Origin of the sequence: Methylophaga sp. UBA2513 (assembly GCF_002341285.1) — a bacterium.
GTDB lineage: Bacteria > Pseudomonadota > Gammaproteobacteria > Nitrosococcales > Methylophagaceae > Methylophaga > Methylophaga marina.
In genome coordinates this window covers 141,959-155,699 of sequence record NZ_DDNT01000008.1, presented here as the reverse complement: position 1 = coordinate 155,699, position 13,741 = coordinate 141,959, and the positions used below count along the sequence as shown (strand labels likewise).

The 13,741-nt window shown below is 44.6% G+C and carries 14 protein-coding genes; 3 read left to right on the top strand and 11 right to left on the bottom strand.

What is annotated here, in order from left to right:
* Positions 1 to 11: 11 nt before the first annotated feature.
* The 11 genes from B3V56_RS05285 to B3V56_RS05235 all read right to left on the bottom strand — a co-directional run bounded on the left by B3V56_RS05285 (position 12) and on the right by B3V56_RS05235 (position 10,948).
* Entirely contained in the window at positions 12 to 863 is an 852-nt protein-coding gene (locus B3V56_RS05285; protein ID WP_289282550.1) for a YdcF family protein, read from the bottom strand.
* Positions 856 to 1,527, bottom strand: coding sequence for a nicotinate-nucleotide adenylyltransferase (gene nadD / locus B3V56_RS05280; protein WP_289243894.1), 672 nt, complete (start codon positions 1,525 to 1,527; stop codon positions 856 to 858). Before nadD ends, B3V56_RS05285 begins: the two co-directional genes overlap by 8 nt.
* Positions 1,508 to 2,764 (bottom strand): glutamate-5-semialdehyde dehydrogenase, encoded by a 1,257-nt coding sequence (locus B3V56_RS05275; protein WP_289283159.1) that lies wholly within the window; start codon positions 2,762 to 2,764, stop codon positions 1,508 to 1,510. Before B3V56_RS05275 ends, nadD begins: the two co-directional genes overlap by 20 nt.
* On the bottom strand, positions 2,765 to 3,808 hold the full coding sequence (holA, locus tag B3V56_RS05270) for a DNA polymerase III subunit delta (protein WP_289284028.1): 1,044 nt from the start codon (positions 3,806 to 3,808) through the stop codon (positions 2,765 to 2,767). It abuts the gene before it with no gap.
* Positions 3,809 to 3,811: 3 nt separating this feature from the next.
* A complete protein-coding gene (gene lptE / locus B3V56_RS05265; RefSeq protein WP_289283157.1) occupies positions 3,812 to 4,309 on the bottom strand; it encodes an LPS assembly lipoprotein LptE in 498 nt (165 codons plus the stop codon).
* Positions 4,310 to 4,324: 15 nt separating this feature from the next.
* Positions 4,325 to 6,781: a leucine--tRNA ligase gene (leuS, locus tag B3V56_RS05260; protein ID WP_289284027.1), complete on the bottom strand. Its 2,457-nt coding sequence runs from the start codon at positions 6,779 to 6,781 to the stop codon at positions 4,325 to 4,327.
* Between the two features lie 152 nt (positions 6,782 to 6,933).
* Positions 6,934 to 7,188 (bottom strand): YfhL family 4Fe-4S dicluster ferredoxin, encoded by a 255-nt coding sequence (locus B3V56_RS05255; protein WP_007145791.1) that lies wholly within the window; start codon positions 7,186 to 7,188, stop codon positions 6,934 to 6,936.
* A gap of 39 nt (positions 7,189 to 7,227) precedes the next feature.
* Entirely contained in the window at positions 7,228 to 7,716 is a 489-nt protein-coding gene (gene coaD / locus B3V56_RS05250) for a pantetheine-phosphate adenylyltransferase (protein WP_286305271.1), read from the bottom strand.
* Positions 7,713 to 8,303 carry a 16S rRNA (guanine(966)-N(2))-methyltransferase RsmD gene (gene rsmD / locus B3V56_RS05245; RefSeq protein ID WP_289283154.1) on the bottom strand — a complete coding sequence of 197 codons (591 nt, stop codon included), beginning with the start codon at positions 8,301 to 8,303 and terminating at the stop codon, positions 7,713 to 7,715. Before rsmD ends, coaD begins: the two co-directional genes overlap by 4 nt.
* Positions 8,287 to 9,591, bottom strand: a complete 1,305-nt coding sequence (locus B3V56_RS05240) for a M16 family metallopeptidase (RefSeq protein ID WP_289283153.1) — start codon at positions 9,589 to 9,591, stop codon at positions 8,287 to 8,289. Before B3V56_RS05240 ends, rsmD begins: the two co-directional genes overlap by 17 nt.
* Positions 9,581 to 10,948, bottom strand: coding sequence for a M16 family metallopeptidase (locus B3V56_RS05235; protein WP_289243899.1), 1,368 nt, complete (start codon positions 10,946 to 10,948; stop codon positions 9,581 to 9,583). Before B3V56_RS05235 ends, B3V56_RS05240 begins: the two co-directional genes overlap by 11 nt.
* 65 nt (positions 10,949 to 11,013) lie before the next feature.
* Here B3V56_RS05235 and ftsY point away from each other — a divergent pair, with 65 nt between their 5' ends.
* Genes ftsY through ftsX form a run of 3 tightly spaced genes read left to right on the top strand, consistent with a single transcriptional unit; the run spans position 11,014 to position 13,659 of the window.
* Positions 11,014 to 12,084 carry a signal recognition particle-docking protein FtsY gene (gene ftsY / locus B3V56_RS05230; protein WP_289243900.1) on the top strand — a complete coding sequence of 357 codons (1,071 nt, stop codon included), beginning with the start codon at positions 11,014 to 11,016 and terminating at the stop codon, positions 12,082 to 12,084.
* Positions 12,081 to 12,731, top strand: a complete 651-nt coding sequence (gene ftsE / locus B3V56_RS05225) for a cell division ATP-binding protein FtsE (protein ID WP_286305277.1) — start codon at positions 12,081 to 12,083, stop codon at positions 12,729 to 12,731. Before ftsY ends, ftsE begins: the two co-directional genes overlap by 4 nt.
* 1 nt (position 12,732) lies before the next feature.
* Positions 12,733 to 13,659 carry a permease-like cell division protein FtsX gene (gene ftsX / locus B3V56_RS05220; RefSeq protein ID WP_289243901.1) on the top strand — a complete coding sequence of 309 codons (927 nt, stop codon included), beginning with the start codon at positions 12,733 to 12,735 and terminating at the stop codon, positions 13,657 to 13,659.
* The last annotated feature ends 82 nt before the right edge of the window (positions 13,660 to 13,741 follow it).

Here is a 13,741-nt window from a genome sequence, read left to right as displayed (position 1 = left end):
GTAAGGGCTGTTTAATATCCCTTATTATTACGTGTTGATTCATCGGTTTTATCAATCTTTACAGTCGCTTGCGGAAACCAGCTTTGTGTTTTGCCGGTCAGGAAATAAACCGTTAGTCCCAACCATTCATGCCAGGCTGTTTCTAACACAGCAAGATGGGCTGGTAAGTCAAAATCCCAATAGCGGTTGTTGGCGTGGTTACTTCTATAGTCAACCGGATAAGGGATCACATTGATGTGTTGTTTTTTAGCAATGCCAACCGCTCTAGGCATATGAAAAGCGGATGTGACTAAAACATAAGTGCCCGCCGGTTTCGTGAGTAATGGTTTCAGCCTTTGGAAATTCTCATAAGTATTCCGTGCCTGTGGTTCGATAACTAACCGTGACGCATCGATACCCGCTTGTGAGAACAACTGTTGAAACACTTGACCATCACTATCCAGATTTTGTCTTTGTACCAAATTACTGCCACCCGACACAATAATTGGCAAGTCGGGGTAGAGTCTGGCTAACTCAGCAGTTTGCAGAATACGTTCCGCGCCATCGCCTACTTGCGCTTTTTGCCAACTATCAGATAGTTTTAGCTGCTCAGCGCCGCCCAGCATAATAATGCCGTCAAATGGTTCTGATAACTTTTCAGGGGCAGCAAAACGACTCTCCAGCGGATACATTAAATAATCACCGACCGGATAGCCCATCACGATAAATCCAATCAGGCTCATCAATAGTAATAAGCGCTTAGCTACGCGGATATAGTTAAGCCATAAAAGCAATGTGACCACCAGGAGCAGCCAAACCATCAGACTGGTAGGGCTAAGCAATCCCCACACTAGCTTGGAGAGCACAAAAAACAAATTATCCATTGGTTCTAGAAGCAGCAGCTGACGGGTAGAGGCCTAATTGCTCAATTAAACTGATGACCGCATCAGGCAAGAGGTAGCGTACATCTCGTCCCTGCTCTAATGCATCACGAATCGCTGTGGCCGAAATTGACATTTGTGTCACCGATACTGACCAGATTTTCCCAGCACTTAATTGACTGTCTTGTTTTTGAGCCTGATGAGTTTCATAAAATGTTTGTAACTCATCGCTCATCAACAAGGCTTCGTCTGCGCGCTGCATCACCACAATATGGGCTAGCTCAATAATCTGTTGCCAGCGAGACCAGCTTGGCAAGCTACAAAAGGCATCCGTCCCCATCAATATAAACAGCGGATTGTCTGGAAAATCTTCTCGCAAACTGAGCAAAGTATCCACGCTATAAGATGGTCCATCTCTGCCTAACTCACGATCATCGACAACCAGTTTCGGGTGATTCTTAATCGCCAGTTCCAGCATCATCCGCCGTTGTTTTGCCGTGGCAACAGGTTCGATACGATGAGGTGGAATGGCACACGGTATCAAACGTAAGTGATCCAGATTCAACTGCTCGACAACATCCAAGCCAGTGCGTAAATGCCCAAAATGCACAGGGTCAAAAGTCCCCCCTAACATCCCTATGGCTGGTTTATTTTCTGATTTGGCCACTACCTAATACTATCCATTTTTGTGACGTTAACCCTTCAAGTCCTACTGGTCCACGTGCATGAATTTTATCTGTCGAAATACCGATTTCCGCTCCGAGACCATATTCAAAGCCATCTGCAAAGCGAGTTGACGCATTCACCATCACAGAACTTGAATCGACTTCGGCCAGGAATTGTCTTGAGCGCTGATAATCTTGAGTAATGATCGACTCCGTATGACCTGAACTATGCGTATTGATATGTGCTATTGCCGCATCAATATCTTCAACAATTTTAATTGACAAGATAGGCGCCAGATATTCCGTATCCCAATCTTCTGCTGTCGCTTTGTTGATGTCAGGTAAAATCTCCAGAGTGCGCTCACAGCCTCGCAACTCAACGCCTTCTTCAGCATATTTGACTGCTAGGCGAGGCAACATGGCATTGGCTTCATCAGCGGCGACCAAGAGTGTTTCCATGGCATTGCATACGCCGTAGCGGTGACATTTGGCATTCAAGGCGATGTTTTCAGCCATATCCAGATCTGCGCCTTTATCTATATACACATGACAAATACCATCAAGGTGTTTAATCACAGGTACTCTGGCGTCTTGACTGATACGTTCAATCAGCCCCTTACCACCTCTGGGTACAATGACATCCACATACTCTGACATGGTAATCAGGGCGCCTACAGCCTCGCGGTCCGTCGTTTCCACCACTTGAATCACTGTCTCGGGTAAACCGACCAGGTTTAGACCTCGTTGAATACATGCCGCAATGGCCTGATTCGAGTGAATAGCTTCACTACCGCCGCGTAATATGGTCGCATTACCGGACTTCAAGCACAGCGCCGCCGCATCCGCTGTCACATTCGGCCTAGATTCATAAATGATACCAACCACACCGAGCGGTACACGCATCTTGCCTAATTGAATACCTGAAGGACGATAAGTCATTTCGCTCACTTCCCCCACAGGATCAGGCAATGCTGCTATTTGTTCCAGGCCTTCAGCCATCGATTCAATGCGAGCATCTGTCAATGTCAGTCTGTCCAGCAAAGCAGCATCGAGGCCTTTGTCTTGTCCAGCTTTCAAATCACGCTCATTTTCTTGCTTTAATGATTCGGCATTCGCACGAATATCAGTAGCAATGGCCAATAAAGCACGATTCTTAATATCTGTACCTGCACTCGCCAGTTTGCGGCTGGCTGACCGCGCTTGCCGACCTAATGTGTGCATATAATCAGCGATGTTCAATTAAGCACTCCTTTCCAATATTTTTGTTGGTATATCGATGCCCGAAGCGCCTAAACAGAGTGTTTCCAGGAGACGCCATGGACAGTGTTTAGTCATACCTTTTGCTGCTTGATCAATATCAGACATTTGCTGCAAAAAAGATTGCCAGCGGGTATGGCTGTAGCGCTCTATGGCTTGTCGCATTACCGCTTTATTTTTATCCCATACCGGCGGTTTTTGAGAGGCAAAGACACGTTCCAAAGACTCACCAGAAGCCCATTGCGCTGACATATCGACCACGCGTTGCAGTGACCAACTGACAGCGGAGAAAACAGCCAGAATATCAATACCTTCTGCGCGTAGACGAGATAGTATACGTGGGATTCGTGCATGCTGTCCTGCAAACACAGCATCCATCAGACCAAATGCCTCAAACTTAGCATTATCAGCTACGGAGGCTAATACTAAGGCTTCATCAATCTGCCCATCAAGACTCAGTAAAGACAACTTTTCGATTTCTTGTGCGGCCGCAAATAAATTGCCCTCTACGCGTTCAGCAATCAAGGTAGCGATTTTAGGATCACTTTTTAAGCCTTTGGCCTGCATGCGTTGACTCACCCATTGAGGGAGTTGAGCTAAGGCAACTGGCCAGACAGGAATAGTGACACCTAACTTGTCCAGTTCGGTAAACCACTTGGCTTTCTGTGAGCGCGCATCAATTTTGCCACTGATGATTAATAGCGTCGTATCCTGCGGAGGATTGGAAGCAAATTTCCTCAATGCTTCCCCCCCCTCTTTACCTGGACTACCGGATGGCAGGCGAATTTCGATCAGTCGCTGGCTGGCAAATAAAGAGAGACTCTGCTCTTGCCATTTAATCTGAGACCAGTCGAAACGTCCTTCAATATTCCAGACTTCCCGCTCATTAGCACCGGCCTGACGAATCTGTTGACGAATGGTATCAGCGGCCTCTTCAATCAGTAATGCTTCTTCACCAAATAAGAGGTAAACAGGGTTGAGTGAAGCCGATAAATGAGTGTTTAACTGTTCGAGTCTTATCCGCATTGTTTACTTCATTACTGATAGTCGTCTCAGCACATTCTGAACCATCTGTTTATTCAAATCATCTCGGATGACGGCTTGTTGTTCACTCATCGCTAATAGCTGATTACGGTCAAACTGATAATCGCGTCTAGCTTGAACCGTAATCACATCACTCATAGGTTCACCGTCAGGCGAAGAGACTTTGAAAGAAAAACGGGTTTCTAACTCATACTCTGTCACTTTGGCATCTGAACCAACAGACAACACATTCTGATCAAACACATTTTCCACGACCGTCATCACGGCTGCACCTTCTCGATAAGTATCCAGTACATGAATGCCGTTACGCGTCATGGCACGTTTTAATTGCAAGCCGAATGAATCTTGTCGTATGTTCAATCCTTGAATATAGATGGTTTTGAGTGTTTCTGGCACATTGGCTTCACCACGCAATTGAAAACCGCATGCTGTTAAGGTCAACATCAACACACCAGTCATCAAACTCATCATTACACGATTCATTTTTTTATCCTTATGTTAGCCGGCAACCACAATATTCAATAAACGGCCTGGAACCAGAATGATCTTACGAATCTCTTTACCTTCTGTGTAACGCTGAACATTTTCATCAGCAAATGCTACGGCCTCTACCTGCTTTTGTTCGGCATCTGCAGCAACTGAGATTTTCGAGCGTAACTTCCCATTCACCTGCACCATTAAATCAATTTTGTCTTGCTTCAATGCTGCCTCATCAACCAATGGCCAAGACACGTTCAGAATGGCCTCTTCATGTCCCAGAGTTTGCCATAAATGATGACAAATGTGCGGAGTGATGGGCGATAACATCAAGACGACCATCTCCAGAGCTTCCTGCATCACTGCACGTGCTTGTTCACTATCATCATTTAATTTAGTCAAGCTGTTCATTAATTCCATAACGGCGGCAATAGCCGTATTAAATGTATGACGACGACCAATATCATCCGTTACTTTTGCTAACGTTTGATGTGTCTGACGGCGTAAGGCCTGCGAGGCTTCTGGTAAATCAGACAATTCACCTTGCTTAACAATGCCTTGTTCAACATGTTCAGCCACGGCTCGCCATAAACGTCTGAGGAAGCGGTTGGCACCATCCACACCTTTATCAGACCATTCCAGTGACATTTCTGGTGGTGCAGCAAACATCATAAATAGACGTGAAGTATCGGCACCATACTGATCAATCAGCGCCTGCGGATCGACGGTATTACCTTTGGATTTTGACATTTTGGCGCCATCTTTCAGCACCATGCCCTGTGTTAACAGATTTTTAAATGGCTCGTCACCAGAGATTAAGCCTTCGTCACGCATGAGTTTATGGAAAAATCGTGCATACAATAAATGTAAAACTGCATGCTCAATACCACCAATATATTGATCGACAGGCAGCCAATAATCCGCCCTTTCATCCAGCATAGCTTCGGTATTATCAGGGCAGGCAAAACGTGCAAAATACCAGGATGATTCAAAGAAAGTATCAAAGGTATCGGTTTCACGATGTGCGGGTTTGCCACATTTAGGGCAAGTGCACTCATAAAACTCAGGCATGGATTTAATTGGTGAACCTGAACCATCTACAGTCACATCTTCAGGTAACACAACAGGTAAGTCCTGCTCTGGTACAGCCACAGGGCCACAGTCATCGCAGTTGATGATTGGTATTGGCGTCCCCCAATAACGCTGACGAGACACACCCCAGTCGCGAAGTCTGTAATTTACCTGACGTTCACCTTTATTCTGGCTGACCAGAAAATCAGCAATAGCATCAAACGCTTCTTGTGCTTTTAATCCATCAAATTGCTTAGAATTAATCAGCTCACCTTTATCAGTGAAGGCGGCTTTTGTTAAATCAATATCCTGTTCATCTAACGGTTTAATGACCTGTTTGATGGGCAACTGGTATTTTTGTGCAAATTCAAAGTCACGCTGGTCATGAGCTGGTACCGACATTACGGCACCGGTTCCATACCCCATTAATACAAAATTAGCCGCCCATACCGGTACCTGCTCTCCCGTTACCGGATGAATAGCCAATAAGCCGGTATCAACACCCTTTTTCTCTGCTGTTTCCATGGCGGCTTCAGACGTTTCCATTTTGCGGCACTCATCGATGAATGTTTGCAAAATAGGATTATCATTCGCCGCTTTGAGCGCGAGAGGATGCTCAGCTGCGACAGCGAGATAACTGACACCCATCAATGTATCTGGACGTGTGGTATAGACCTCTAATTTGTCTTCTGCACCGACCATATCAAATTGAATCTGCACCCCTTCTGAGCGACCAATCCAGTTTGCCTGCATAGTTTTCACCTGGTCAGGCCAGCCATCAAGCTGATCCAGATCCGCAAGTAACTGATCTGCATAGTCAGTAATTTTCATAAACCATTGCGGAATCTCACGACGCTCTACTTTGGTATCACAACGCCAGCAACAGCCATCAATGACCTGTTCGTTGGCCAATACCGTTTCATCATGAGGACACCAGTTCACGGCCGCCGTTTTCTTGTAAACGAGTCCTTTTTCAAACAATCGGGTGAATAACCATTGTTCCCAACGATAGTATTGAGGTGTGCAAGTGGCTAATTCACGCTGCCAGTCATAACCAAGTCCTAAACGTTGTAGCTGACCACGCATATAATCAATGTTTTGGTATGTCCATGCTGCCGGCGCCACATTATTTTTAATCGCAGCATTTTCTGCGGGTAAACCAAATGCGTCCCAGCCCATCGGTTGTAAGACATTTTTTCCCTGCATGCGCTGGTAGCGTGAAATAACATCACCTATGGTGTAATTACGCACATGTCCCATATGCAGTTGTCCACTTGGATAGGGAAACATCGACAAACAATAGAATTTTTCTTTAGACGTATCTTCAACAACATGGAAGCTATTATTTTCCTGCCAATATTGCTGTGCAGCGGATTCTACTTGGTCGGGATGATATTCGTTTTGCATGGATTCTCTTTAAATCAGGGACTTGAAAAGCGCTAAGCATAACTCAGCAGGAGCAGGGCTCAAAATAATCTGTCGTTTTGCTTAGCTAAAAAATAAAAGCAGCTAAATCAGCTGCTTTTATTTCGTGGAGATTGCGTGGAAATAATTCAGTGTTATTTTCCCGCCGCCATCAATGTTTCATATTTTGCATACAGCTGATCATGTGTTTCCTCGTTATCCGGATCTTTAGGAATACAATCCACCGGACAGACTTCAACACATTGTGGTGTATCGAAATGACCCACACATTCCGTACACAAATCGGGATCTATCTCATAGATTTCAGCACCTTGAGAAATAGCTCCATTAGGACATTCTGGTTCACAGACATCACAGTTAATACATTCATCAGTGATAAACAGCGACATGGTTTACTCCAGTAACTTTATAATATTATTTTAGCGTGCTTAGTCTTGGGCCGGCAATTTGCGTTTCAAGGCTTCTTGAACACAAGGCGCAACAAATTCAGAGACATCACCACCTAATACAGCAATTTCTTTTACCAGTGTTGAAGAGACAAAGCTCAAATTCTCTGCTGGAGTGAGAAATAACGTTTCTACTTTTGATTGCATTCGGCGATTCATTGTGGCCAATTGCAATTCATACTCAAAATCTGAGACGGCCCGCAAACCACGAATGATAACATTTGCGCCCATACTCAATGCTTCATTCACCAGCAGGCCTTTAAATCCACTTACCTCAACATTCTCAATACCCAGCGTCGCTTTTTTCACTAACTCCACGCGTTCATCGAGACTGAACATGGGTTGCTTTCCCGGATTAATTGCCACAGCCACAATAATGCGTTCAAATAATGGTGAAGCACGCTTAATGAGATCAATGTGCCCGTATGTAATAGGATCAAACGTACCTGGGTATATCGCAACGGTACTCAATCTTGTTCTCCAGCATGAAATTCAAATAAGCAGTATTTTACATCACCTGCTTTTTTTTCTTTCAATAAATGCCATGAAGTGGGTAATATCGGCATATCTTGCTTGGCAGGATATTCCAAATATATTAATGCCCCCTGACTTAAAATCCCTTGTGACACTAAATTTTCCGCTGTATCGGTCCATAAATCTGCCTGGTATGGCGGATCAATAAACACGATATCAAAAGGTATTGTTGATTCGATGATGGCCTGATTTGCCGAACTGTTTTTGATAACACAGTTTGACGCCTTCAGCGTGTCTGCATTCTGCTTAAGCTGCAAAAAAGCCTGTTGGTTATTTTCTATCAACACCACTTCTGCAGCACCTCTTGATGCCGCTTCGAAACCTAATGCACCACTACCTGCAAACAGGTCGAGACAACGACTGCCCCCCATAGACGGCTGCAACCAATTAAATATCGTTTCTCTCGTACGATCACTAGTAGGTCTCAATCCATCGACTTCTGGGAAGGTGAGTTTTCTACCTCGCCAAACGCCACCGATAATTCTCAGCGAATTCGTTCTAGCCTTATTATTCTGTTTCGCCACCCACTAATACCGTTAACATGTTGTCTGCGTGAACGCGTCGTTTGAACGCCTCTTTTATATCCGCCACGGTGACAGCATTAATCTTATCGTTAAAGCTATCCAGATAATCCAGTGGCAAGTTATAAAAGCCTATCATAGAAAGATAATCAGCGATCTTGCTATTACTATCCACTCTCAATGCAAATCCACCGGTAATATTTTGCTTAGCCGCTGTTAGCTGTGCTTGTGATGGTCCGTTTTTGATGTACTTATTTAATGTATCTTTCAGAACCTTAAGGGCTTGCTCAGTTTGATCGTTGCGAGTCTGCATGCCAAACACATAAGGCCCGGATTGTTGCATAGGGCTAAAATAACTATAAACCCCATACGTTAATCCACGCTTTTCTCGTACTTCATCACTCAAAATGGAGACTAAACCACTCCCTCCCAAAATATGATTACCAACATAGAGCGGGAAATAATCAGGGTCATCACGGCTGATGCCGACTTGTCCCATCATGATTGTGGTTTGTGAGGATGGAAACGGTAAAACGATCTCTTTATCCTGATTAAATGAACTCACAACCGGCAATTCAGGAGCTGCTTCTCCACTTTTAAGATGAACAGTTAACCGTGTGGCTAACTGCTGTGCTTGTGACTTGCTTACATCACCGACAATGACGACCACCGCATTTTTTGCGACATAATATTGCTGATAAAACGCCTTCAAATCAGCCAGATTGATTTTTTCAACGCTAACCGTATCTCCTGCAGGCATTTGAGCGTAGGGATGCTCACCATAGAGTTCTTGAAAAAAAGTTCTTGTTGCCAAACTTTTTGGCGATTGTTTTTCAGCCTGAAGGCCTGTTAACAGCTGTTGTTTGATACGTAGAAATGACGTTTCAGGAAAGCTTGGTGACGACAGTATTTTTGCAAACATATTGACTGAGGTATCGAAGGCATTCGAATCTGTCAATGTACGCAAGCTCAGAATGGCCATATCTCGCTGAGAGCTTGCACTGTAGTTTGCACCGACTGATGAGAAGGCATCAGCAATGGCATCCGCATCTAAATCAGCCGTGCCCTCATCAAGCATGGCATTAGTCAGCTTTGCCAGACCTGGATGGTCAGCATCTCTTGCTGCTCCGGCATTGAATACAATATTGATGTCCACCATTGGTAGTTCAGGTGCATTGACAAAATACACGCTAGCACCATTTTCAGTCGTCCACTTTTGAATGTCAGGTGAGGCAAAGACACTAGAACTGACAGTGAGTGTGATGAAAAAAATCCATTTTTTAATGGACATATTGACCTCCAGCAGATGAAACAGGACGATGACCATCCAGCGGTAAAGGCACTAGTTCGCCCACCGTTAATAGATAATTGTTGAAATATTTATTGGCAACGGCCTGAACTTGTTCAGCAGTCACCGCTTTGATGTTGTCGACATATTGTTCACCCACTTGCCAGTCGACACCAATGGTTTCCAACATACCAATCTGCATGGCTTGGTAAAACACACTATCTTTTTCATACACCGCATTAGCCACAACTTGTGCTTTCACACGTGCTAGCTCTTCATGACTGACAGGCTGATTTTTTAGTTGAGAAATCTGCTCGATAATCGCTTTTTTCAAATCATCAACGGACTTATCATTTGCTGGCGTTCCCGCAACGATAAATAAATCAGAAAGGCGTGAAAACAGACTATTGCCAGCGCCAACACTGGCAGCTACCTGTTGTTCACGCACGAGTTGTTTAGCAAATCGCGCGCTGTTACCACCATCCAAAACATTCGCTAAAACTTCAAGCGCGTAGGGCTCCCATGCCTGGTCTTTATCAACCGTTGTCACCGAAGGTACTTTCCAGCCCATCATCAGGTAAGGTAATTCTGCCGGTGCTTTCACCTCTACTTGCCTCAAACCTTTTTGAGTTATCTCTTCCTGAGGTTTCAATGCTGCAATTTTTTCCGCTTTCAATGGACCAAAATATTTTTTGGCTAAGGCCAGAACGGCTTTAGGTGAAACATCTCCCACTACCACAAGAGTAGCGTTATTGGGTGCATACCATTTTTTATACCAGGCACGTAAGTCTTCTGCTTGATAATGCTTAATATCATTCATCCAACCAATCACTGGCCAGTGGTATGGACTACTGACAAAGGCTGCAGCACTGAATTGTTCTCTCAGCAGAGATTGAGGATTATCATCGGTGCGCATTCGGCGCTCTTCAGTCACGACTTCCCGTTCTTTTAATAACTCCTCAGGGTCAATAATTAAATTGCGCATTCTGTCTGCTTCATGTTTGAAACTGACTTCTAATCTATCTTTGTGGAGCTTCTGAAAATAGGCCGTATAATCTTGTCCTGTAAATGCATTTTGCTCGCCGCCATTCTCAGCAATGATATGAGAAAACTCATTTGGTTCAAGATGTTTAGTCCCCTTAAACATCATATGTTCCAGCATGTGCGAGATCCCCGTTATACCGTTATGCTCGTAGCTTGACCCCACTTTGTACCAGACTTGTGAAACGACCACAGGCGCACGGTGATCTTCTTTAACTATCAGCTTCAGTCCATTCTCCAACTGAAACTCACTCACGTTTGCCAAAGCCACCATGGGTAAGAAAAAAACAACCCAAGCCACATTTTTTATATTCAGCATCTGCATCTCTTTTTTTGTAACGCGTGATAAGATTTACCGTCGAAGTTTAACGACAAGCAGAGAATATGTTTAGTTTCCTTAAAAGAAAGTCCAAAACACCCGAATCAGACGCGCCTATCGCTGAAGATAATGTTGTTGAAAAATCACCAGAATTATCTGCTCCAGAAGAGCAGACAAAAGATACAAGTGAGACAAAGTCTCAACCTGGTTTTTTCAGCCGTCTTAAGCAAGGTCTGAGCCGAACCAGCAGCAAGCTGACTGATGGCTTTGCCAATTTAATCCTTGGCCGTAAGACTATTGATGATGATCTACTTGAAGAGCTCGAAACACAGCTGTTAACAGCAGACCTTGGTGTTGAGGCAACCAGTCGCATCATCAATGATCTCACCCAACGTGTAGCACGCAAACAACTTAACGATGTGGAAGCACTCTTTACCGCCATGCGTGAGGATATGATTAGCATCCTTGAGCCCAGTAGCCAGCCACTTGAATTACCGGAAAAGTCCGGCGGTCCTTACGTCATACTGATGGTAGGAATAAACGGCGTAGGCAAAACCACAACGATAGGTAAACTCGCTAAGCAATTTCAACAGCAAGGTAAAAAAGTCATGTTGGCTGCTGGCGACACGTTCCGTGCGGCCGCTGTAGAGCAATTACAAGTCTGGGGGGAACGCAATAACATCCCGGTCATTGCACAAAAGACCGGAGCAGATTCGGCTTCTGTTATTTTCGATGGACTGCAAGCTGCTAAAGCACGAAATATGGATATTCTTATCGCCGATACAGCGGGTCGACTTCACACCCAGTCAAATCTTATGGAAGAGTTAAAAAAAGTGAAACGCGTGATGGGTAAAGTCGATGAAAGTGCGCCCCACGAAGTCATGTTAGTGCTTGATGCCGGTACAGGACAGAACGCACTTCAACAGGCTCAACAGTTCCAGCAATCTGTTGGTGTTTCGGGTATCACACTAACTAAACTCGATGGTACAGCAAAAGGCGGCATCATTTTTGCCATCGCTAACAAAACCAAACTACCTATCCGTTACATTGGTGTGGGTGAAAAAATAGATGATTTACGTCCATTTAATGCGACTGATTTTGTCGATGCTTTGCTGGGAAAAGAAGAGATTAAATGATTCGTTTTACTGACGTTTACAAACGCTATACCAATCAGCATGAAGCACTATCCGGACTCAGTTTTGAGCTAGACAAGGGCGAAATGGCTTTCCTTACCGGCCACTCAGGTGCAGGCAAAAGTACGCTACTAAAACTGATTGCCCTGATCGAGCGAAGCACACATGGGCAAGTATGGGTAAACAATCAAAACCTGACACGACTGCCTAAGTGGAAAGTGCCCTACTACCGTCGTAAGATCGGCTTAGTATTTCAGGACCATAATCTGCTACATGATCGAACTGTTTTCGACAATGTTGCTTTGCCTTTAATCATAGCCGGTGAAAATCATCGTGAGATCGGACGACGCGTCAGGGCGGCTTTGGATAAAGTGAACCTGCTGGGCAAAGAACGTAATCTGCCTATTGCCTTGTCCGGAGGTGAACAACAACGCGTCGGTATTGCCAGAGCCGTTGTCAACAGACCTCCAGTACTACTGGCCGATGAACCGACGGGTAATCTGGATCCTGAACTTTCTAGAGAAATCATGCATCTTTTTGAACAGTTTAATCAGGTCGGCGTCACCGTATTTATCGCCAGTCATGATCATGAATTAATCAGCACTATGCCCTATCGTCAGCTTACTCTACATCAAGGACGTCTTGCCTGATATGTTGTCATTCAACCTACCCAATTATCTTCTAAGACACCTACAGGTGATGCTGTACAGTCTGGGACAGTTGTCCAGAACACCTGTTGCCAGTGTTATGACGGTTCTGGTCATCGGTATTGCTTTAGCGTTACCCGCTGGTCTTTATGTATTACTGAAGAATGTAGAACAAGTGGCAGGACAGTGGGATGATGCCAGTCAGATCTCTTTGTTTTTAAAACCTGGTACTAATGATGCACGAGGCAAACAACTCGCTGAACAATTACTCGCCTGGCCGGATGTCACCGCCGTCGATTATCATTCTGCCAAGCAGTCATTCGAAGAGTTTAGACAGTTATCTGGCTTAGATGACATTCTTGATAGCTTGCCAACCAATCCTTTACCACCGGTTATCATCATCAAACCCAAAGAAACCGAACATGAAGAGGCTATTCAGGGCTTACTTGAGCGCTTGCAAAATATGCAAGAAGTGGATCTGGCACAACTTGATATGGCCTGGTTAAAACGACTTAAATCTATCAATCAAACTGGTCAGAGAGGGATCACCATTCTTGCCGTCCTCTTGTCACTAAGCGTATTACTTGTCATTGGTAACACTATCCGCTTGGCAATATTAAATCGACAAACCGAAATACGCGTCATAAAACTTGTAGGTGGTACTAACGCGTTTGTCAGACGCCCTTTCCTCTATACAGGGTTTTGGTACGGTTTTTTTGGGGGTGCGATTGCCTGGTTAACATTACTCATAGCTCTAATTGCGATCAATGGCCCCATTTCCAGACTCACGGCACTCTATGACAGTCAGTTTTCGCTACAATGGATGCTGGGACAGATGTTTCTCTCTCTGCCACTTTTTGGTCTCTTTTTGGGTGTTTTAGGGGCATGGTTAGCTGTGGGTAGACACCTGAATGATATTGAACCAACTTAGTATCTAAACAGGAACTTTTTCCAAAAATACGCTTCTTATAGTTGACACTAATCCTTTAGTGATATGATTAAAGGAGTGACTC

What these genes read in the sequence shown, in the direction of transcription:
- B3V56_RS05285 (WP_289282550.1), bottom strand. Translation starts at nt 863, where the DNA reads ATGGATAATTTGTTTTTTGTGCTCTCCAAGCTAGTGTGGGGATTGCTT.
- holA (WP_289284028.1), bottom strand. Translation starts at nt 3,808, where the DNA reads ATGCGGATAAGACTCGAACAGTTAAACACTCATTTATCGGCTTCACTC.
- lptE (WP_289283157.1), bottom strand. Translation starts at nt 4,309, where the DNA reads ATGAATCGTGTAATGATGAGTTTGATGACTGGTGTGTTGATGTTGACC.
- leuS (WP_289284027.1), bottom strand. Translation starts at nt 6,781, where the DNA reads ATGCAAAACGAATATCATCCCGACCAAGTAGAATCCGCTGCACAGCAA.
- B3V56_RS05255 (WP_007145791.1), bottom strand. Translation starts at nt 7,188, where the DNA reads ATGTCGCTGTTTATCACTGATGAATGTATTAACTGTGATGTCTGTGAA.
- B3V56_RS05240 (WP_289283153.1), bottom strand. Translation starts at nt 9,591, where the DNA reads ATGTCCATTAAAAAATGGATTTTTTTCATCACACTCACTGTCAGTTCT.
- B3V56_RS05235 (WP_289243899.1), bottom strand. Translation starts at nt 10,948, where the DNA reads ATGCTGAATATAAAAAATGTGGCTTGGGTTGTTTTTTTCTTACCCATG.
- ftsY (WP_289243900.1), top strand. Translation starts at nt 11,014, where the DNA reads ATGTTTAGTTTCCTTAAAAGAAAGTCCAAAACACCCGAATCAGACGCG.
- ftsE (WP_286305277.1), top strand. Translation starts at nt 12,081, where the DNA reads ATGATTCGTTTTACTGACGTTTACAAACGCTATACCAATCAGCATGAA.
- ftsX (WP_289243901.1), top strand. Translation starts at nt 12,733, where the DNA reads ATGTTGTCATTCAACCTACCCAATTATCTTCTAAGACACCTACAGGTG.